The 19,795-nt window shown below is 65.7% G+C and carries 16 protein-coding genes and 1 pseudogene; 5 read left to right on the top strand and 12 right to left on the bottom strand.

Going from position 1 to position 19,795, the window contains the following annotated elements; genetic code table 11:
* Positions 1-33: 33 nt before the first annotated feature.
* The 3 genes from DESUT3_RS03350 to DESUT3_RS03340 form a co-directional block, all read right to left on the bottom strand.
* Positions 34-486, bottom strand: coding sequence for a VOC family protein (locus DESUT3_RS03350; RefSeq protein ID WP_221251058.1), 453 nt, complete (start codon positions 484-486; stop codon positions 34-36).
* Between the two features lie 174 nt (positions 487-660).
* Positions 661-2,295, bottom strand: a complete 1,635-nt coding sequence (gene hcp, locus DESUT3_RS03345; protein WP_221252449.1) for a hydroxylamine reductase — start codon at positions 2,293-2,295, stop codon at positions 661-663.
* A 284-nt stretch (positions 2,296-2,579) separates the two neighbouring features.
* On the bottom strand, positions 2,580-2,879 hold the full coding sequence (locus DESUT3_RS03340) for a DUF2325 domain-containing protein (RefSeq protein ID WP_221251057.1): 300 nt from the start codon (positions 2,877-2,879) through the stop codon (positions 2,580-2,582).
* 148 nt (positions 2,880-3,027) lie between these two features.
* On the opposite strand from DESUT3_RS03340, the gene DESUT3_RS03335 reads away from it, so the two are divergent.
* Positions 3,028-4,113: a glycosyltransferase family protein gene (locus DESUT3_RS03335; RefSeq protein WP_221251056.1), complete on the top strand. Its 1,086-nt coding sequence runs from the start codon at positions 3,028-3,030 to the stop codon at positions 4,111-4,113.
* Positions 4,114-4,238: 125 nt separating this feature from the next.
* Positions 4,239-4,964, top strand: coding sequence for an endonuclease III domain-containing protein (locus DESUT3_RS03330; protein WP_221251055.1), 726 nt, complete (start codon positions 4,239-4,241; stop codon positions 4,962-4,964).
* A 72-nt stretch (positions 4,965-5,036) separates the two neighbouring features.
* Here the strand turns inward: DESUT3_RS03330 and DESUT3_RS03325 are convergent, their stop codons facing one another.
* On the bottom strand, positions 5,037-6,206 hold the full coding sequence (locus tag DESUT3_RS03325) for a porin family protein (protein ID WP_221251054.1): 1,170 nt from the start codon (positions 6,204-6,206) through the stop codon (positions 5,037-5,039).
* 184 nt (positions 6,207-6,390) lie between these two features.
* Entirely contained in the window at positions 6,391-7,569 is a 1,179-nt protein-coding gene (locus tag DESUT3_RS03320; RefSeq protein WP_221251053.1) for an acyl-CoA dehydrogenase family protein, read from the bottom strand.
* 114 nt (positions 7,570-7,683) lie between these two features.
* On the opposite strand from DESUT3_RS03320, the gene DESUT3_RS03315 reads away from it, so the two are divergent.
* The 3 genes from DESUT3_RS03315 (at position 7,684) to DESUT3_RS03305 (ending at position 13,113) form a co-directional block, all read left to right on the top strand.
* A complete protein-coding gene (locus DESUT3_RS03315) occupies positions 7,684-10,410 on the top strand; it encodes a cation-transporting P-type ATPase (protein WP_221251052.1) in 2,727 nt (908 codons plus the stop codon).
* Positions 10,411-10,507: 97 nt separating this feature from the next.
* On the top strand, positions 10,508-11,413 hold the full coding sequence (locus tag DESUT3_RS03310; RefSeq protein ID WP_221251051.1) for a universal stress protein: 906 nt from the start codon (positions 10,508-10,510) through the stop codon (positions 11,411-11,413).
* 29 nt (positions 11,414-11,442) lie between these two features.
* Positions 11,443-13,113, top strand: coding sequence for a cation:proton antiporter (locus tag DESUT3_RS03305; RefSeq protein ID WP_221251050.1), 1,671 nt, complete (start codon positions 11,443-11,445; stop codon positions 13,111-13,113).
* A gap of 46 nt (positions 13,114-13,159) precedes the next feature.
* Here DESUT3_RS03305 and DESUT3_RS03300 read toward each other — a convergent pair whose 3' ends face one another.
* From DESUT3_RS03300 to DESUT3_RS03265, 7 genes and pseudogenes are all read right to left on the bottom strand, one after another.
* Positions 13,160-14,929: a proton-conducting transporter transmembrane domain-containing protein gene (locus DESUT3_RS03300; protein WP_221251049.1), complete on the bottom strand. Its 1,770-nt coding sequence runs from the start codon at positions 14,927-14,929 to the stop codon at positions 13,160-13,162.
* Complete coding sequence (locus DESUT3_RS03295; RefSeq protein ID WP_221251048.1) at positions 14,926-16,422, bottom strand: complex I subunit 5 family protein; 1,497 nt, start codon at positions 16,420-16,422, stop codon at positions 14,926-14,928. The genes DESUT3_RS03300 and DESUT3_RS03295 overlap by 4 nt, the downstream gene beginning before the upstream one ends.
* The gene (locus tag DESUT3_RS03290) at positions 16,419-17,897 is read right to left on the bottom strand and encodes a complex I subunit 5 family protein (protein ID WP_221251047.1); all 1,479 of its coding nucleotides are present in this window, start codon (positions 17,895-17,897) and stop codon (positions 16,419-16,421) included. The genes DESUT3_RS03295 and DESUT3_RS03290 overlap by 4 nt, the downstream gene beginning before the upstream one ends.
* Entirely contained in the window at positions 17,894-18,214 is a 321-nt protein-coding gene (locus tag DESUT3_RS03285) for an NADH-quinone oxidoreductase subunit K (RefSeq protein WP_221251046.1), read from the bottom strand. The genes DESUT3_RS03290 and DESUT3_RS03285 overlap by 4 nt, the downstream gene beginning before the upstream one ends.
* Positions 18,211-19,204: pseudogene (locus DESUT3_RS03280) on the bottom strand (hydrogenase subunit MbhD domain-containing protein). Before DESUT3_RS03280 ends, DESUT3_RS03285 begins: the two are co-directional and overlap by 4 nt.
* Positions 19,201-19,503: a monovalent cation/H(+) antiporter subunit G gene (mnhG, locus tag DESUT3_RS03270; RefSeq protein ID WP_404827024.1), complete on the bottom strand. Its 303-nt coding sequence runs from the start codon at positions 19,501-19,503 to the stop codon at positions 19,201-19,203. Before mnhG ends, DESUT3_RS03280 begins: the two are co-directional and overlap by 4 nt.
* On the bottom strand, positions 19,490-19,780 hold the full coding sequence (locus DESUT3_RS03265; RefSeq protein WP_221251042.1) for a monovalent cation/H+ antiporter complex subunit F: 291 nt from the start codon (positions 19,778-19,780) through the stop codon (positions 19,490-19,492). Before DESUT3_RS03265 ends, mnhG begins: the two co-directional genes overlap by 14 nt.
* Between the last annotated feature and the right edge of the window lie 15 nt (positions 19,781-19,795).

Here is a 19,795-nt window from a genome sequence, read left to right as displayed (position 1 = left end):
GAATTAGAAGGCAGGATTAACCGCACGGGGCACTTAGTCCGGCGCCATCCCTTTTTCCCGCAACTCTTCCAGCGCCGCTTCGGTTTTTTCCAGCCCCGCCAGCCCCATCGCCCTCAGCACCTCGGCGGTCTTGCTGAACTGGATATCCCGGTACTGCACCACCTGCACGTGGTTCCCCCAGGGGTCGAGGAAGTCCAGGCCCCGGCCCGGCAGGATCTTCGCCCCGAGCGCCGCCACGGCACTGCGGACCTTTTCGCGGTCATCCACCACCAACCCGAAATGCCGCAGGGTGTCGGGCACCTGGCTGCGCTTCTCCGAGAGGTTGATGAACTGGTCGCCCAGGTCGATAAAGGCCATCCGGTCGTGGCGCCCGCGCAGGGTGAAATCGAAAATCTTTCCGTAAAACTCGAGCGCCGCGTCGATGTCGTCCACCTCGAGGGCGACGTGATTGATGCCCACCATCCGGGCTTTTTTATTTACAGCCATAATGACTCCCCCAAAATGGTTTTCACCACGAAGAGCACGAAGGACACGAAGAAGACCAACAATCCGTTTTTCCCTTCGTGTCCTTCGTGGTTTATCTTCTTTTCCCTTCGAATAAAACAGGCGCGAGGGGAATTCCCCCCGCGCCCTTTGTTCAGAAGGTTTCCCTTCTTTTGATTATGCGCCAAGCATCTGCTTCATGTCCTCTTCCACGCTGCCGATGGGGCCGATGTTGAAGTTCTCGACCAGGAAATTAAGCACGTTGGGGGTGACGAAAGCCGGCAGTGTGGGACCGAGCTTCATGTTCTTGATATCGAGCGAGAGCAACGAGAGCAGCACCACCACCGCCTTCTGCTCGTACCAGGAAAGGACGATGGAGAGCGGCAGGTCGTTGACCCCGCAGTTGAAGGCCCCCGCCAGGGCCAGGGCGATCTGCACCGCCGAGTAGGCGTCGTTGCACTGACCGACGTCGAGCAGACGCGGAATGCCGCCGATATCGCCGAGATCGAGTTTGTTGAAGCGGTACTTGCCGCAGGCCAGGGTCAGGATGACCGTGTCCTTGGGCAGTTTCTCGGCGAACTGGGTGTAGTAGTTGCGCCCCGGCTTGGCGCCGTCGCAACCGCCGATGACGAAGAAACGTTTGATCGCCCCGGACTTGACGGCGGCGATAACCTTGTCGGCCAGCCCCAGCACCGCGTCGTGGCCGCAGCCGGTGAGGATGTTCTTGGCCGGCATCTCCTTGAACCCCTCGGCTTTCTGCGCTGCGGCGATGACCTCGGAGAAGTCCCAGCCGTCAATATGCTTCACGCCCGGCCACTGCACCCGCCCCCAGGTGAACAGGCGGTCCTTGTACTGGTCGCCGGGGCGCTGGATGCAGTTGGTGTTGAAGATGATGGCGCCGGGGAAATCGGCGAACTCCTTGTGCTGGTTCTGCCAGGCGCTGCCAAAGTTGCCCACCAGGTGCTTGTACTTCTTGAGCCCGGGGTAGCCGTGAGCGGGGAGCATCTCGACGTGAGTATAGACGTTGACCCCCTTGCCCTCGGTCTGCTTGAGCAGCTCTTCGAGCATCTTCAGGTCATGGCCCGAAACCAGGATCGCCTTGCCGGCCTTGGCGCCGATCGACACCGGGGTCGGTGTGGGGGCCTGGTATTTTTCGATGTGGGCCTTGTTGAGCAGCCCCATGCAGTCGATGTTGGTCTTGCCGCACTCCATGCACAAGCCGACGAAATCCATCAACCCGAGCTTGGCGTCGAGCATGGAGGCCAGGGCCTTGTGGATGAAGCCGTAGATCTTGGGGTCGTCCTTGCCGAGGATGTGGGCATGGTCCGCGTAGGCGGCCATCCCCTTGCAGCCGTAGAGCAGGATGTTCTGCACCGAGTTGACGTCGGGGTCGCTGTGGAAGGCTTTGACGCCGTGCTTGCGCCCCAGCGCGACCATCTCCGCCTGGCCGGCGGGAAGCTTCCAGTCGCCGGCCGCTGCGGGGACATCGCCCTTGAAGGGGCCGCCGTTGGCCTTTTCGAACAGGGCCCTGGCCTTGTCACGCATCTGCACGGTCTTCTGCGCCACCTTGGCGCAACTGGCCGGATCGAAGTCGACGTTGGTCACGGTGGTGAACAGCGCCTCGATCATGTGCACGTCGATATCGCGGTCGATGGCCCCTTTTTCACGGGCCTTGTGGGCCCAGAAGGCCACCCCCTTGAGGCCGAACACGATCAGGTCCTGCAGCGCGGCGACGTCGGGCTGCTTGCCGCAGACGCCGATCTTGGTGCAGCCGGTACCGCCGGCCGCCTGTTCGCACTGAAAACAGAACATCTCTTCCATACCCTTACCTCCGTTGGTTAGTGTTGGAAACCGAACCCCGCAACCCACCCGAGAGTCCGGCAAAGGGCGAAAAACCCTGGAATTAGAAAGGGTAGCAGAAGAATCCTGGATGTCCAGAGCGTTTGAAGAGTTCCCGGCGGAATACGGAGAGCCTGCAAAGGCCTGGGGCAGGAGCCTGGGAAACTTACAGGCTTGGGCGGGTCTAAAAGGAGTTGAAGGCGGGCTGCGAACTCTGGATGATCAGCGCGGCGCTTAAACCGCCTGCGTTCGGCGCCTCATCCCGGGGAGTGTTCCCCGCAGCCCAGGCATTGCAGGCAGTCGCGCAGGGTGCAGAGTCCGCAGGAGTGGTACATGTAGACCGGGATGCCCGATTTGCGCGCGGTGGCTACCGCTTCATTGCGAGCCTTGTGGGAGATCTTGTTGGTGAACAGCACCAGGGCGTCCGATCCCTGGATCCGGGCGCTCATCCGGGCCGAGGCTGAATTGAAGACCTGGAGCTGATGTCCCAATTTTTCTGCTTCACGGCGGTAATGGCGCTCCAACCGGTCCATCCCGCCGACCACGACGATACTCATATCCGCCCCCTTGCCGTCATTGGCCGCTTATTTGAAAATGATTTTCAATACAACTAGCCCATCCCCCGGAGTATGTCAATCGAAATCGCCCTTTCCCAAGCATTCGAGGCTCTTGTTCGCCTCCTGCGGCCATGCTATTAATACTTCCATGAAAAAACTGTGCTACTACATCAGCGGCCACGGCCTGGGCCATGCCAGCCGCTCCTGCCATATCATCAACACCCTGCGGCAACGCCACCCGCAGCTGGCCGTCGAGGTCGTTTCCGACGCCCACGACTGGTTTTTCAAGGGTTTTCTGGACAGCTCGGTCCCGGTGCGGCGCCGGACCATGGACCTGGGGGTGCTGCAGCGCGACAGCCTGGTCATGCAGGAAGAGCAGACCCTGCAGCGCTACCGGGAGTTTCTGAGGTGCAGGGAGACACTGGTCTGCGAGGAGGCGAAGGACCTTCGCCAGGGGGGCGTCTCCCTGGTGGCCGCGGATATCCCGGCAACGGCCTTCGCCGCGGCAGCCATGGCGGGCATTCCCGGCGTCGGCATTTCCAACTTCACCTGGGATTGGATCTACCAGGGGCTCGCGGAAAAGTTCCCCGACTACCAGGATGTGCTGGAAGCGCTGGAGGCGGACTACGGCAAGGCTTCCCGCCTGCTGCGGCTCCCCTTCCACGGGGATATTCCGGCTATCGACACTCTGGAGGATCTGCCCCTGGTGGCCCGCCGGGGAACCCGCGAGCCTCGGGAGGTCCGCATGGCCATCGACATCCCCGAGGGCTGCCGTTTCGGCCTGGTGTCCTTCGGCGGCTTCGGCCTGCAGGGGTATGATTTCAGGCCCCTTGCCCGGCTGAAAAACTGGGTCTTCGTCACCGAGGGGGAGAAGAACTGGAAAGCGGACAACCTGCGGTCGCTCCCCGCCGGCATGTTTCCCTACCCCGACCTGGTGCGGGCCGCCGACGCGGTCATCACCAAGCCGGGCTACGGCATCGTCTCCGAGGCGATCGCCAACGACACGGCGGTGCTGTACACCTCGCGGGGGGATTTTCGGGAACAGGCCCTGCTGGTGGCGGGCATGCGCCGTTACGCCCGCTGCCGCTTCATCGACAACCAGGCGCTGCGTGCGGGGCTCTGGGGAGAGGCTCTCGAAGAGCTGATGCGCCAGCCCTGGCCCGCGGAAACCTTGCGCAGCGACGGCCACCTGGTGGCGGCCGACCGCTTGGCGCAACTGGTGGATGAGGCGTGAGGCGTGAGGCGTGAGGCGTGAGGCGTGAGGCGTGAGGCGTGAGGCGTGAGGCGTGAGGCGTGAGGCGTGAGGCGTGAGGCGTGAGGCGTGAGGCGTGAGGCGTGAGGCGTGAGGCGAAATTATAAATGAGCCAGCAGGTTGTGGTGAAAAAAACGCCTGAATTTTCTGAATCGCCGGATATTTTTCGCGAGGTCTTCGAGCGGCTCGCTGCCCACTTCGGCCCCTTGCACTGGTGGCCGGCGGAGACCCCTTTCGAGGTGCTGGTGGGGGCGGTTCTCACCCAGAACACCGCCTGGACCAACGTGGAGAAGGCCATCGCCAACCTCAAGCAGGCCGGAGCCCTGGGACCCGCCGAGCTTCGCGGCTTTGCGCGGGCCCAGCTGGAGGAGCTGATCCGCCCCGCCGGGTTCTTCCGCCAGAAGGCCGAGCGCCTGCAGCTGGCGCTGGAGCACCTGTTCGAGTACCACCGGGGCTCGCTTGAGCGGCTGCTTGCCCAGCCCCTGGAGACCGCCCGCCGCGAGTTGCTCTCCCTCAAGGGGATCGGCCCCGAAACCGCCGATTCGATTCTGCTCTACGCCGGCAGCCACCCCTCCTTCGTGGTCGACGCCTACACCCGGCGCCTGTTCGAACGCCTCGGCGTTCTCAGCGGAGCGGAGAGCTACGAGGCGATCCGCTCCCGGTTCATGACCCGCCTCCCCCATGACTCCGACCTGTTCAACGAATACCATGCGCTGATCGTCGAGCAGTGCAAAACCCTCTGCCGGAAACGAGCCCCCCGCTGCCGTCCCTGCCCGCTGCTGGAAGTCTGCCCCTTCGGGCAACAATCGCTGGCCGAAGCCCATTCACCCTGAACGATCCCTTTGCCAGGGCCTGTGCCTTCTGCAAGGGACGGGCAGCGGCTGCGCTCAGGCCCCATGAGGCCGTCAGATCGGCTTCTCCGGCGCCGAGGCCGCGCCTGGCACCCGCGGGAACAATTTCAGCACCAGGGTGGTCTGGGGGCTGTCCGGCGAACCATGACCCATTCCGGCGTAGCCGCGGGCCTCGATGACCGTCGGCTCGAGCTCGAAGGATTCCACCAGGAACAGCCTTATTTTATCGGCCCTCTCCTGGGCGGTCTTGAAGCAGTCCAGGGGAGTCTTGCCCTGGCTGGAATGGACCTCCACAACCACCTGCCGGTGGCCGGCGGGCCTGAGAGCCTTGCCAATCTCCATCTGCGCCTGGGGCGAAAGGCCGCTCCCCTCACCCTTGGGGTCCAATGCATAGGTCAGGGAAAGCGGACCGGCGCCGGGATTAAGGCCAGGCTCCATGGCCAGTCCCGCCTGGCTCGTGGGGGGCAGGGGGTTAGACTCCAGACGCAGAGGCACCGCCACCCGGGCCAGAGCCGATTCTCCGGCCTCATCGGGGATGACCAGTGGCGGCTCTTCTCTCGAGCGGCTGCGCAGGCGGGAAAATATCGCCGGCCCGGTAGTGGACTCGGCCGCCGGCTGCCTGGCGGAATCCGCCTGCACGTCATCGGGAACCAGTTGGAAATGCAAGCCGAGGGTCGCCGCGAAACCGTGAAACAGATCGTGGCGGCGGCGCTCATCGTTGATGTTGAAATCAATGACATGCCGCACCTCGCCACGCAACCCCACGAATTCCGACAAGCCGATCTTCACTCCGAGACCGTAGGTGGCCAGCAGGTCCTCATCCTCATCATCCCCGCCGCTTCCGCCGGTTTCCCCCTCCACGATATACCCGCCGGCGCCGACCAGCAGGTAGGGGACGAAGCGCTGGTCCGGGCGGAAGTGGTAAATCCCGCTCAGGAAAAAATTCCAGACGTCGCGATCCGCGTCCCGCCGCGTGACGCCGCGGGCCTCACTGTCCACATGACCGACGGTCACCTCGGCGCTCCAGCGCTCATTGAAATTGCAGCCGAGCGACAACCCCTTCAGCAAGTCATCTTCGAGGTTTTGATTCCCCTCGAACACCTGGTAGCCGACAAACGGCGACAGGGTCGCCGAGCGGGGATAGTTGGCCGCGTCCGCAGGGTTGGCGCCCCAGCCCAATCCATACAACAACAGTCCCGCCCAAAGAATATGCGCTCGCCTCATGGTCACCCCTGACCTCCGGAAACGGTTGCAATGTGGCATTAAAAATACCCGCCTCGGGGAGGTTGATTTCAAAGACCGTGCCGCGGCTTAAACCCCGCATGGGAGGGGGACTATCCTCAAGCCATGGAAGGCGATCCGTAAAAAATCATTACACTCATCCTTTACACTATTTTACATCTCCGGTTCAGCTGAAGGCGGCGATCCCCGTCACCTCCTGACCGATGATCAGGGTGTGGATGTCGTGGGTCCCCTCGTAGGTGTAGACCGACTCGAGGTTGGCCATGTGGCGCATGACCGGGTACTCTCCGAGGATGCCGTTGGCGGCCAGGATGGTGCGCGCGCTGCGGCAGATCTCGAGGGCGACGTGGACGTTGTTCATCTTGGCCATGGAGATCTGCGCCGGGGTGACCTTTTTCTTATCCTTGAGCCGGGCCAGCTGCAGGGCGAGCAGCTGCCCCTTGGTCAGTTCGGTGACCATCCGGGCGAGCTTCTGCTGCTGCAGCTGGAAGCTGGCAATGGGCTTGTCGAACTGGATGCGGGTCTTGGCGTAGTCGAGGGCGCACTCGTAGCAGGCGTCGGCCGCCCCCAGCGCCCCCCAGGCGATGCCGTAGCGGGCCTGGTTGAGGCAGCTCAGCGGCCCTTTCAGCCCGGTGACGCCCGGCAGCAGGCTCTCCTCCTCGTCGAGGAGCACATCCTCCAGCACCAGCTCGCTGGTCACCGAGGCGCGCAGCGACCACTTCCCCTTCATCTCCGGCGCCGAGAAACCGGGGGTCCCCTTTTCCACCAGAAAGCCGCGCACCCCCTCGTCGGTCTTGGCCCAGACCAGCGCCACATCGGCGATGGAGCCGTTGGTGATCCACATCTTGGTGCCGTTCAGGCGCCATTTCCCCTGGCCCTCGCGCACCGCGCGGGTACGCATGCCGCCGGGGTTGGAGCCGAAATCGGGCTCGGTCAGGCCGAAGCAGCCGATGGCCTCGCCCCGAGCCAGCCGCGGCAGCCAATGCTCCTTCTGCGCCTCGCTGCCGTAGCTGTAGATCGGCCACATGACCAGCGCCCCCTGCACCGAGGCGAAGCTGCGGATCCCCGAATCGCCCCGCTCAAGCTCGTACATCAGCAGCCCGTAGGCCAGGGCGTCCAGGCCGGCGCAGCCGTACTTCTCCGGCAGGCTGGCGCCGAGAAAGCCGAGCTCTCCCATCGGTTTGATCAACTGGCGGGGGAAGCTCATCTCCTGGGCATGCTTCTCGATGATCGGCAGCACCTGCTCATTGACGAACTGGCGGGCGGTCTGCCGCACCAGCTTCTCCTCTTCGGAAAGATAGTCCTGAAAGTTCATGTAGTCCGTCAATTCAGTAAAAACGGGCATAAAGACCTCCGCTGCGGGAATGGGTGCCTCCAGATTGAAAACCGGTCTCCACAAGCTAATATTTTCTAAGAATACCTGCTAAATTACAAGAATTCTTGCGAAAGGCCACCTTCGATGAACCGCCAGCCCCCGATCCCCGAAGCCGGCAGTGCCTGGCACGAGTGGGCGACGGAGAAAACCTTCAGCCACCTGGAAAGCTCCCCCGGGGGGCTCACCCAGGCCGAGGCCGAGCGCCGGCTCGCCCGCTACGGACCCAACCGCCTGCGGCCGCCCAAACAGCGCAGCGCCTGGGTGCGCTTTCTGGTCCAGTTTCACAACGTGCTGATCTACGTGCTGCTGTTCGCCGCGCTGGTCACCGCGGCCCTGGGCCACTGGGTCGATTCCTGGGTCATCTTCGGGGTGGTGCTGGCCAACGCCCTGATCGGCTACATCCAGGAAGGGAAGGCGGAGAGGGCCATGGAGGCGATCCGCACCATGCTCTCCCAACAGGCTACGGTTCTCCGCGACGGACACCGGCAGCAGATCCAGGCTGAAAACCTGGTGCCGGGGGACGTGGTGTTCCTGCAGTCGGGGGACAAGGTCCCAGCCGACCTGCGCCTTTTCAAGGTCAAGGAACTGCGCATCGAGGAGGCGGCGCTGACCGGCGAATCGGTGCCGGTGGAAAAAAGGACCGAACCGGTAACCGCGGCCGCCCCCCTGGGGGACCGCAGCTGCCTGGGCTTTTCGGGGACCCTGGTCACCTACGGCCAGGGGAGCGGCGTGGTGGTCGCCACCGGCGATACGACGGAAATCGGCCAGATCAGCGCCCTACTTTCCCGGGTGCAGCCCCTCACCACCCGCCTGCTGCAGCAGATCGCCGAATTCGGCCGCTGGCTCACCGCTGCTATCGGTGCTGTGGCGCTGCTTACTTTCGCCTTCGGCATGCTGGCCAGGGACTACTCCTTCGGCGACATGTTCCTGGCCTGCGTCGGGTTGGCGGTGGCCGCCATTCCCGAGGGGCTGCCGGCGATCATCACCATCACGTTGGCCCTCGGCGTGCAGATCATGGCCAGGCGCAGCGCCATCGTGCGCCGCCTGCCCGCCGTGGAAACCCTCGGCTCGGTGACGGTGATCTGCTCGGACAAGACCGGCACCCTGACCCGCAACGAGATGACCGTGCAGGAAGTAGCGGTGGCCGAGTACCTGGTGAAGGTCGGCGGGGTCGGCTACGCCCCCCGGGGGGGCTTCGTCTGCCAGGGGAGCGAGCTGGCGCCGGAGCAGCTGCCGGGGTTGGTGGAACTGGCCCGGGCCGGGCTGCTGTGCAACGACGCCGCCCTCGAACTGCGGCAGGGGCAGTGGCAGCTGGCCGGCGACCCCACCGAGGGGGCCCTGCTGACCCTGGCCATGAAGACCGGTTTCGACCCGGCGCGGGAAGCGGAGCTTTTCCCCCGCACCGACGTCATCCCTTTCGAGTCCGAACACCGCTTCATGGCCACCTTGCACCACGATCACACCGGCCACGGCTTTATCTACGTCAAAGGGGCGCCGGAGCGGGTGCTGGAGATGTGCCATCGCCAGCGGCGGGCCGGCGAAGATGTCCCCATCGATTTGCCCTTCTGGCAGCGCCGCATCGACGAGCTGGCGGGCCGCGGCCAGCGCCTCATCGCCTTCGCCTTCAAACCGGCCGGGCCTGACCAGCGGGAGCTGCGTTTTTCCGATGTCGAGGGGGGCCTGACCCTGCTGGGACTGACCGGGCTCATCGACCCGCCGCGCGCCGAGGCCATCGATGCGGTGAAAAGCTGCCAGTCGGCGGGAATCCGGGTGAAGATGATCACCGGCGACCACGCCCTGACCGCCCGGGCCATCGCCGCCCAGATGGGAATCGGCGACGGCCGCTCGGTGGTCAACGGCCGGGAACTGGAAGGGATGAGCGACGAGAAGCTGAGACGGGTCACCCAGCAGGTGGATGTCTTCGCCCGGGTCAGCCCCGAGCACAAGCTGCGCCTGGTGCAGGCGCTGCAGGCCGACGGGCAGGTGGTGGCGATGACCGGTGACGGGGTCAACGACGCGCCAGCCCTGAAGCGCGCCGAGGTCGGGGTAGCCATGGGGGTCAAGGGGACCGAAGTGGCCAAGGAGGCCGCCGAGATTGTGCTGGCCGATGACAACTTCGCCACCATCGCCCAGGCGGTCAAGCTCGGCCGCACCGTGTACGACAACATCCGCAAAGCCATCATTTTCATCCTCCCCACCAACGGCGGCGAGGCAGGGGTAATCATCGCCGCCATCCTCTCCGGGCGGATGCTCCCCATCACCCCGGTGCAGATCCTCTGGGTGAACATGATCACCGCCGTGACCCTGGCCCTCTCGCTGGCCTTCGAGCCGCCCGAGGAGGACGTCATGGCGCGCCCCCCCCGCGACCCCAAAGAGCCGATCCTCTCGCCGTTCCTGATCTGGCGCACCTTGTTCGTTTCGCTGGTACTGGTGATCGGCACCTTCGGCCTGTTTCTCTGGGAGCGCCTGCACGAGGTCTCCATCGAAACCTCGCGGACCGTGGCGGTCAACGGCCTGGTCATGTTCGAGATTTTCTACCTGCTCAACAGCCGCTACCTGAAGGCTTCGGTACTCAACCGCCAGGGACTTTTCGGCAGCCGCTACGTACTGGGGGCAATCGGCCTGGTGCTGGTGTTCCAGCTGCTGTTCACCTACGCGCCGCCCCTGCAGCATCTCTTCGCCACCGCCGCCATCGGCTTCGGCGACTGGGTTCGCATCGTGCTGGTGGGATCTTCAGTACTGTTCGTGGTCGAGGCCGAAAAGTGGCTGCTGCGCTGGTTCGAGCGCCGGCAGCATCGGATTCCGCCATGATGGCTGGTCTCCGGCATCCAGCCGGCCGGCAAAATCCAGGCGGGGCATCAGCAGGCCGCCAGGGCCGGCTCAAGGTAGACCGACAGGAGTGCAAATCATGACCAAACTGAAAACCATCCTTGTCGCAAGCGACCTCTCGGTGAACGCGGACTCGGCCATCAGGCGTGCGGCTCTGCTGGCGAAGCAGAGCGGGGCCAAGCTGGAACTGCTGCATGTTCTGGAAGACTGGCCGTGGGAAGCCCCTGATTCACTGCAGCTGCCGCCGGAACCCCTGCTGCGCCTCTTGACGGACGAGGCCAGGGAAATGTTGCAGGAACAGGCCGATCGCACCGCAGGAGATGGGCTTCGCCTGGACCTGCGGGTCGAAGCCGGCAGGGGGTTCGTCGGGATTATCCGGCGGGCCCGGAAGATCGGTGCCGACCTGATCGTGGTGGGTGCCCACGGTCGCCGGTCGATGCGCGACCTGTTCCTGGGCACCACGGCGGAGAAAGTCGCCAGAAAGGGCGACCGCCCGGTACTGGTAGTGAAAACGCCGGCGGAGACCCCCTACCGGAGGGTGCTGGCCCCAACCGATTTTTCCGAGGCTTCGCGTCGGGCATTTTTTACCGCCCTCGACCTGGCTCCCGACGCCAGCTTCGACCTGCTGCACGTCTACCGGTTGTGGGGAGCCGGAAGATTGTCCCTGGCAACCATCGGCGATGAGGGGCTCCAGAGGTACCACCGGCAGCTCCTGGAAAAGGCCGAAACCCAGATGAAGGAGTATCTCCATGACGTGAACCTGGGGACCCGGCGGCTCAAGCGGCACCTGCGCCAGGGCCATCCCCCCTCCCTGATCCCCGCCCAGGCTGCGGAACTGGGAGTGGATCTGGTGGCCGTGGGCACCGAGGGGCTTTCCGGGCTGCCCTATCTGCTGCTGGGGAGCGTGGCCGAACACGTGATGCGCCATGCCGAATGCGACGTGCTGGCGGTTAAACCCTCGAATTTCCGATTCCAGCTGCCCTGACCAAATTAAATTAAGTAAGGGGCTACCCCATGCCGGTGTTCGCCCAGACATTTTATGAAATCGCCGCGCTGCTGGCGGTGGCGGCGGCCGTGGCGACGCTAGGCATCCGCCTGCGTCAGCCGCTGATCGTCTCCTTCATCGCCGTCGGCATCCTGGTCGGCCCGGCGGGGCTGGGCTGGGTCAGTGCCGCCGACCAGGTCGACCTGCTCGCCAAGCTGGGGATCGCCCTGCTGCTGTTCGTGGTCGGCCTCAAGCTCGACCTGCACCTGATCCGCACCATGGGCCCGGTGGCGCTCGCCACGGGCCTTGGCCAGGTGCTGTTCACCTCGGTGGTGGGCTTTTTCATCGCCCTGGCCCTCGGCCTTTCCCCGGTTGCCGCCATTTACGTGGCCGTGGCCTTGACCTTCTCGAGCACCATCATCATCGTCAAGCTGCTTTCGGACAAGAAAGAGATAGACTCCCTGCACGGGCGCATCGCGGTGGGTTTTCTGATCGTGCAGGATCTGGTGGTGGTGTTGGTGATGATCGCCCTCACCGCCTTCGGCGCCGGAGCCAGAACCGGCCGCCCAGGCCTTGAACTGATGCTGGTCATGCTTAAAGGCGCTCTGTTTCTGGCCCTGATCGGCGCCATCGCGCACTGGGTCTTCCCGCGCCTGCTCCCCCAGGTAGCGCGCACCCAGGAGTTGTTGATCCTGTTTGCCATCGCCTGGGCGGTGGCTCTCGCCGCGCTGGGAGACGACCTCGGTTTCAGCAAGGAGGTCGGCGCTTTTCTCGCCGGGGTCTCTCTCGCCTCCACCCCGTTTCGCGAGTCGGTCGGCGCCCGCCTGGTCACCCTGCGCGATTTTCTGCTGCTGTTTTTCTTCATTGACCTGGGCGCCATGCTCGAACTTGACCTGCTCGGGAACCAGTTCGGTCCGGCCCTGGTTCTTTCCCTGTTCGTGCTGGTCGGCAATCCCCTGATCGTCATGGTCATCATGGGGGCCATGGGTTACCGCAAACGCACCGGGTTTCTCGCCGGGCTGACCGTGGCCCAGATCAGCGAGTTTTCGCTGATCCTTGCCGCCCTCGGGGTCAGCCTGGGTCACCTGGAACGGGGAATCCTCGGTCTGGTGACCCTGGTGGGGCTGATCACCATCGGCTTGTCCACCTACATGATCCTCTATTCCCACTGGCTGTACGGCAAGTTGGAAAACTGGTTGAAATTTTTCGAACGCCTCCCGCCCCACCGGGAACGGGAACTCGGGGAATCAGCCGGCCCCGGGAAACCCGTTGAACTCATCCTGTTCGGCCTGGGACGCTACGGCAGCAGCATGGCCGGGGACCTGAGCGAGCGCGGGGTTCAGGTTCTCGGGGTGGACTTCGACCCGGAGACGGTCAAGGACTGGGGCCGGAAAGGGCTGGCCACACGCTACGGCGACGCCGAGGATCCCGAATTCCCCTCCAGCCTCCCTTTGCCAGCAGCCCGCTGGGTGGTCTGCTCAATTGCCGGGCGGGGGGTGAACCAGGCGCTGCTGCAGGCCCTGCGTCAGCACGGGTATACCGGTCGGGTCGCCCTCACCGCCCATGCGTCGGGGGAGGCGGAGCGGTTGCAGCAGGCCGGCGCCGATCTGGTCCTGCTCCCGTTTCGCGATGCCGCCCGGGAGGCCGTGGACCTGCTTACGGGGGAAGAGACCTCGCGATGGCAGGAGCCAAACAGTTAGTCGACGGGGGCGGAAGCCAGCCGGCGGGCTCCGGACCAGCTTCAGGTCAGTCCCGGAAGATCAAGAACAGGAGATTGGCAAGGAACAGAACCAGCAGCAAGGCTCCGGCCACCGCCAGGTTTCGCAGCCGCCCTTCGGATGTCGCCGATGGGAGTATGCTGCTCAGTTTCTGCGGGAAGCAACGGACAGACTCGCCCTGCAGAGCCATTTGCATTCTTTCGAGTTGCGCTACCAACCTGGCCCAAATCCAAGTCAGCCACCCCGCCAGCCCTTCGTAGATGACCAGTACGTCTCCCGGGGGCAGATCCCAGCGCAGGGGCAACCTGCCGGTCCTGGCCCATCGCCCTACCATCCAGGCCAGCAGCGCGCCCAGCCCCACCGGCCACAGGGCTCCCCACAGGCCGCCGAGGGAGAACGCCTTGGCCAGGGCCTGCTCCTGGCCGGGGACCAGCCAGGCGGCAATCCCCACCAGGATGAGCAGAGCGGCCCAGATCGGCCCAAGCCCCTCCTGTTTCTCCCGCACCTCCGCCCGCCCCGGCCAGAGCAGGAAAAGGAAGCGCGCCATGAGCGCAGTGGTTCCCACGGCCGCCACCGGAAACATTATCTCCAGCACTCCCGGCCAGGGCTCCGCGGCCAGATCCGCGAACCCCTTCAGGGACGCCTTGACCAGCGCGCCGCTGGTCAGCGGGGCGCCGCACAGGGCCAGGGCCGGCAGCAGCAGACCGGCCAGCAGCAGGACCCGGCGGAATCCGCCCAGGGCCAGGACCGGGGCCATCCCGACCCCCAGGAACAGTGCCCCCTTGGCCAGGCCGTGGTGCAGGGCATAGAGGGCAAGCGCGGCGCCCAGTCCGGGCCAGGCCCCCGGCGTGGAGAGGCCGATGCCGATGCCGATGAACAGGTAGCCGAGCTGGCTGATGCTGGAATAGGCGAGAAGAGCCCGGGCCTGCCGCTGGGCAAGCCCTGCCGCCACCCCGTAGAGGGCCATCACCAGCCCGGCCAGGGTCAGGGTCCCCGCCCAACCGGGCAGGGTGCTCCCCCCCAGGGGGAGGAACCGCAGCAGCCCCAGCAGCCCCACCTTGGTCATGACGCTGAGCGCCGCGCCGGCCGGCAGGGGTGCCGCCGCATAGGTCAGAGGCAGCGCCACGTGCAGCGGCACCAGCCCCGCCTTGAGGCCGAAACCCGCGACCAGCAGCAGCAGGATCAGGTCGCGCTCCGGCGAGCGCTCCACCACCTCGACCACCCGCGAGAACTCGGGGCTGCCGACCCCCTCGGCGAGCAGCAGCAGGGCCGAGAACAGCAGCACCTCGCCGAGCACCACCAGGACGATATAGACCCGTCCGGCCCGGCGGGCCGGTCCCGAGCCATCATGCACCACCAGGCCATAGGCGGCAAAACTCATCAGGGCATAAAAGGTAAAAAAGTCCACCATGTCATGGGCCAGCACGGCGCCGAAATTGCCGGCCATGGCGGGGAGGAAAAACCCCAGAAAGTTGCGGAACGAGGCACGGCCCCTGAACCAGATACCTGCATAGAGTCCCGAGGCCAGCCAGACCAGCGCCGTGAAGAGGAGAAACAGCCGTCCGGTGGGATCGAGCCCCAACCGGCTGCCGAGCAGCAGCCAGTCGAGGTGGAGGTCGCCGACCCCGCCGACCAGAGCACACCCCAGCGCCGGCAGGGAGCTCAGGGCCGCAAGCAGGCGCAGCGTTTTTTCGGAAAGAGGGCGCAGCAGGGCCGCAGCCGCCAGCAGCGGGGCCAGCGGGGTGGCCAGCAGCAGCATCCCTTGCAGAGAGTACAGGCCCACCGTCGCCTCATTCATAACAGATATTCCCGGGCGGCAATCAGCTTCGCCCATTCCAGGGCGCTGAAGGGGGTGTTGGCAAACAGTCCCGCGAGCAGCGCGAGCGCAGCCGTGACCAGTGGCGGCAACAGCAGCATCCAGCCGGTCTCCAGCCGGCCCCGGGGGTGCTCCTCCGGCCAGGCCCCCTGCTGGGGTTTGAACCAGGCAGCGTAAAGAATCGGCAGGAAATAGGCGGCGTTGAGCAGGGTGCTGGCCACCAGCACCGGGATCACCCAGGGCTCGCCGGCCAGCAGTCCGCCCAATCCCAGGTACCATTTGCTGAAGAACCCGGCAACCGGCGGCACGCCGATCATCCCCAGCGCTCCCACGGTAAAAGCCGCCATGGTCCAGGGCATCCGCCGCCCCACCCCGTCCATCTCGCTGACCTTGTGGATGCCCAGGGTTTCGGCCAGGTTGCCGGCACAGAAAAACAGGGTGATCTTCATCAGTCCCTGGTGCACCAGGTGCACGATGCCGCCGATACTGGCCAGCGGTCCGAAGGTCGCCACCCCCAGGGCAATGTAGGAAACCTGGCTGACCGTGGAGAAGGCCAACCGGCGTTTCAGGTCATCCTGATAGAGGGCCCGCAGAGAACCGTAGACGATGGTGAACGAAGCCATGACCAGCAGCGGCGAGAGAAGCCCCAGGTCGCGGGCGAACTCGATGCCGTACAGGTCGTAGACCACCCGGACGATGCCGAAGGCCCCGGCCTTGACTACCGCGACCGCGTGGAGCAGAGCACTGACCGGGGCCGGAGCCACCATGGCGTTGGGCAGCCAGCCGTGCAGCGGCACCAGGGCCGCCTTGACCCCCAGGCCGGCGATCAGCATGAAAAAGATGATCCGCAGTTCGGTGCCGTGGGTCGCTCCATAGGCATCAAGGCTACCCGTAGCGACAAAAGCCAGCGGTCCGACCAGAGACATCAGCCAGGCCACCGCCATCAGCAGCACCGTACCTCCGGCCAGGGTATAGAGCAGATAAATCCGGCCACCCCGCACGGCCGCCGAGGTTCCCCGGTGGACTACCAGGGGATAGGTAGCCAGGGTGAGCATCTCGTAGAAGATCAGGAAGGTGATCAAGTTGCCGGCCAGGGCGATGCCGATGGTGGAGCTCACGCAGAGGCTGAAAAAGCCGAAAAACCGGCTGCGGAAGGGCGAGCCTTCGAGATAACCCACCGCATAGAGGGTGGTGACGAACCAGAGCACGGTAGAGAGTGAGACGAAAAGCACCGAAAGGGCATCGGCGTGCAGCACCAGCTCCAGTCCCGGCAAAATCGAGAAGCTGACCTTATAGATCGCTCCCTGGTACACCCTCCAGACCAGCACTCCGGTCAGTACCAGCTTGAGGGTCGCACCCAGCATGTTGAGGCTGGTGCGCAGGCGGTAACGCTCTTCCCCGAGGCCGAAGATGATCAGGCCGGGGACCAGAGAGCTGCAGAGAATCAACAGCGGCAACCAGGTTTCCCAGGTCATGGATGCCCCCAGTTCAGAACCGCGCCACCCACCGGAGCGCCGATTTCGAGCAGCCCCACCGGGTAGCCGGCCAGCAGCCCCAGCCCGAAGGCCAGCAGAGCGAGGGTCAGCGCACTCCACTGCATGGTGGCGGGGACGGGGTGGCAGACGGTGGGGTTGGGTTCATCGCGAAAGGCCAGCACCAGCACCCGGATAACGTAGGTGGCGGCCAGCAGGCTGCCGGCAGCCATGACCACCACCCACCACCACTGCCCCTGCACCAGCGCGGCATTGAGCAGCAGCCACTTGGCCATGAAGCCGCCGCTGGGCGGCAGGCCGATGATCCCCACGGCGGCCAGGGCGAAGACCACCAGGGGCATGGTCAGTTGCCGCCCCAGCCCCGCCAGGCCGGCCAGACGGTCGTGTCCCGCCGCGTGCATGACGCTGCCGGCGGTGAGGAACATGGCCGACTTACCGAAGGCGTGGGAGACGGCGAAAAGCATCGCCCCGCTCCAGGCGGTGTAGGCCGTCGGCCCCTGGGCAAGGGGAAAGAGCAGAAACAGATACCCGAGCTGGGCCACGGTGGAATAGGCCACCAGCAGCTTGAGCCGCTCCTGCCGGCAGGCCTGCAGCGAACCCCAGAGCACCGCCGCCGCCCCCAGGGCCCCCAACAGATTGGCCAGAGCGGGGATCGCTACCCCTGGAAACACCTGGAACCACAGGCGCACCAGCAGGTAGAAGGAGGCCTTGACCACCAGCGCCGAGAGGGCGGCGCTGACCGGCGCCGGGGCGTTGGCATGGGCCGGTGGCAGCCAGAAATGCAGGGGAAACAGGGCGGTCTTGAGCAGCAGGCCAACGGTCATCAGGGCCAAAGCGACCTTGGCCGCCGGGATTGGCACCATGGCCCGGCCAAGCAGTTCGAGATCCACCGTGGCAAAGGCCGCATAAAGCAGGCCCACCCCGAGCAGATAGCAGAGCGAACCGAGCAGGCTGGTCAAGAGGTAGCGCAGGGCGGCGCCCAGGGCCGGCCCGCCGGGCAGGGCCGCCAGGGGGACCGCCGAGAGCGCCAGCAGCTCAAGGGTCACATAGAGATTGAAGGCGTCGGCCGCCAGGAACAGGGCGTTGAGCGCCGCCCAGAGCAGCAACCACAGGGGCCAGAACAGGGTGCCGGACTCGCCTTGACGGTAATACCCCCGGGCGGAAAAGGTGACCAGCGCGCCCACCAGGGCCGTCATGGCCAGCATCAGCACGCTCAAACCATCCGCATAAAGATTGGGGCCCAGCTCCCCTGTCCAGCCCCCCAGGGCGTAGCGCTGGGGGCCAGCGGCAAGCACCTGGTGCAGCAGGCCGGCCGCCAGGGCAGGGATCAGCAGGGCCGTGCCGCCGCCCAGGGCGGGTCCGGCTCGACGCCAGCAGAAGGCCAGGGTGCCGGTCAGCAGCGGAGCCGCGATCAGCATCACCGCCCAGGGAAAGGGTGCGCCGGCCGCCGGCGTCACGAGTTCTCTCCCTGCCGGGCATCCTCTTCCAGGGATGTCCGGCCGGTTTCGGCCTGGAATCGAGCCGCCAGCGCCAGGGCCAGACCGGTGGCGCTGACCGCCACCACGATGCCGGTCAGCACCATGGCATGGGGTACCGGATCGGGCCCCCCTTCCCCGCCGCGGTAAGCCAGGGCAATGAAAATCATGAATATCCCCGAGCCGAGCACGTTCAGGGCGAGGATCTTGCGCAGCAGGTGGGCGTGCCGGAACAGGGCGTGCAGACCCAGAGCGATCAGCCCCGTGCCGACCAGGGCATAGAAGGTTGCGGTACTCACCGATCCTCCCGGGATGAGGAATTTTCGCTTTGTTCCGGGGCCTCGGCCGCGGGCCGGCCGCCGGAGAACAGCGCCAGCAGGATGGCTGCGATGGACAGGGTGAGGGTCGCCTCGATCAGCAGGATCAGGGGCTTGGCCCAGCCGGCCGGGTACTGTAGGAAATGCCCCCCAGAGGCCATACTCCCCAGGGCCACGGCCATGAACACCAGAAAGCCCAGGCAGAGCAGGCCGCACCAGGGCCAACCGATCAAAGGCCCGGGAATCTGGCGGCCGGCCAGCACCAGCAGGATTCCCCCCGCGGCCAGCACCGCCGCGGCCTGGAAGGCGCCGCCGGGCGCGTGCCCGCCGAGCCAGAGCAGGTAGCCGGCCACAAGCACCATCACCGGCAGCAGTTCGTGGAGCAGGGCCCGCAGCACCGGCCCGGCGCTGTGGTGGTCGAGGCCGAGGGTCTCCCGGCCCAGCGCCCAGCTGCCCAGCACGGCAAGCAGCAGCACGGCAACCTCGAGCAGGGTGTCGTAGCCGCGGAAATTGAGCAGCACGGCGGTCACCGGGCTCTTCACCCCGCTTTGCTCCAGGTGGGCCAAGACCAGCTCGCGCAGTCCAGCGCTCTGCGCCGGCAGCTCCCATACCGCCCACCCCACCGCCAGGCCCACGGCGGCAACCAGCAGGGGAAGCACAATCCGCCCGCCGAAATCATCGCTGGCCCAACCCACCGCCGCCTCCTGGATCCTTCTGTTTTTTCCGGCGCCCGCCGCCCATGCGCCCCAGGGCCGAAAGCAGCAGCGCGCCGGTGATGCCCGAGCCCACCGCCGCCTCGGCCAGGGCGACATCCGCAGCCTCCAGGCGCACCCAGGCCAGGGCCATCAGCAGGCCGAAGGCGATGAACAGCACCACCGCCTGGAACAGGTCGGCGGTAGCGAGCAGGCGCCAGGCGAGCCCCAGCAAAACCCCCGCCAGCAGCAGGTCGAAACACCAGAGCAGAGCGCTCATGGCCGCCTCCAGGGGCGCACGCCGTTGCGCAGGGCCGTGCGCGCCATCAGGTGGGACACCGCGGCGCTGCTCACCAGCACCAGCAGCCAGATCAGCAGCAGCTTGAACGCGACCAACCAGGAGCCCGATTGCAGTCCCAGCCCCAGGGACACCAGCCCCAGCCCCAGGTTATCGGCCTTGGTCAGGGCGTGCAGGCGGCAGAAAAAATCGGGAAACCGCAGCAGCCCCACCGTCCCGGCGGCAAAAAAGGGCATCCCGGCCAGCACCAGCCCCCAGCCCAGATACTCAAGCACCACCATCGTCTCCTCCAGCGGTCATTTCGCGGCGGGTCCAGTAGCGGCGCACGAAGGCGATCGCGGCGATGGCCGAGAGCAGGGCGAAGACCAGCGCCACATCCAGCAGGGCGGGGCGCTGCAGCGCCGCGGCCAGCAGCATCAGCAGCGCCACCCCGGTGGAGCCGAACAACTGGGCGGCCAGCATCCGGTCGGCCTCGGTGGGGCCGCGCAGGACGCGGATCAGCCCCACGACGATATTCACCAGCAGAAAAAGGCCCAGGGCAGCCGCCAGAACAGCCATCGTCGCTCTCCAACA

Origin of the sequence: Desulfuromonas versatilis (genome assembly GCF_019704135.1) — a bacterium.
Classification (GTDB): Bacteria; Desulfobacterota; Desulfuromonadia; order Desulfuromonadales; family NIT-T3; genus Desulfuromonas_A; species Desulfuromonas_A versatilis.
This window is presented reverse-complemented; position numbering and strand designations above follow the sequence as displayed.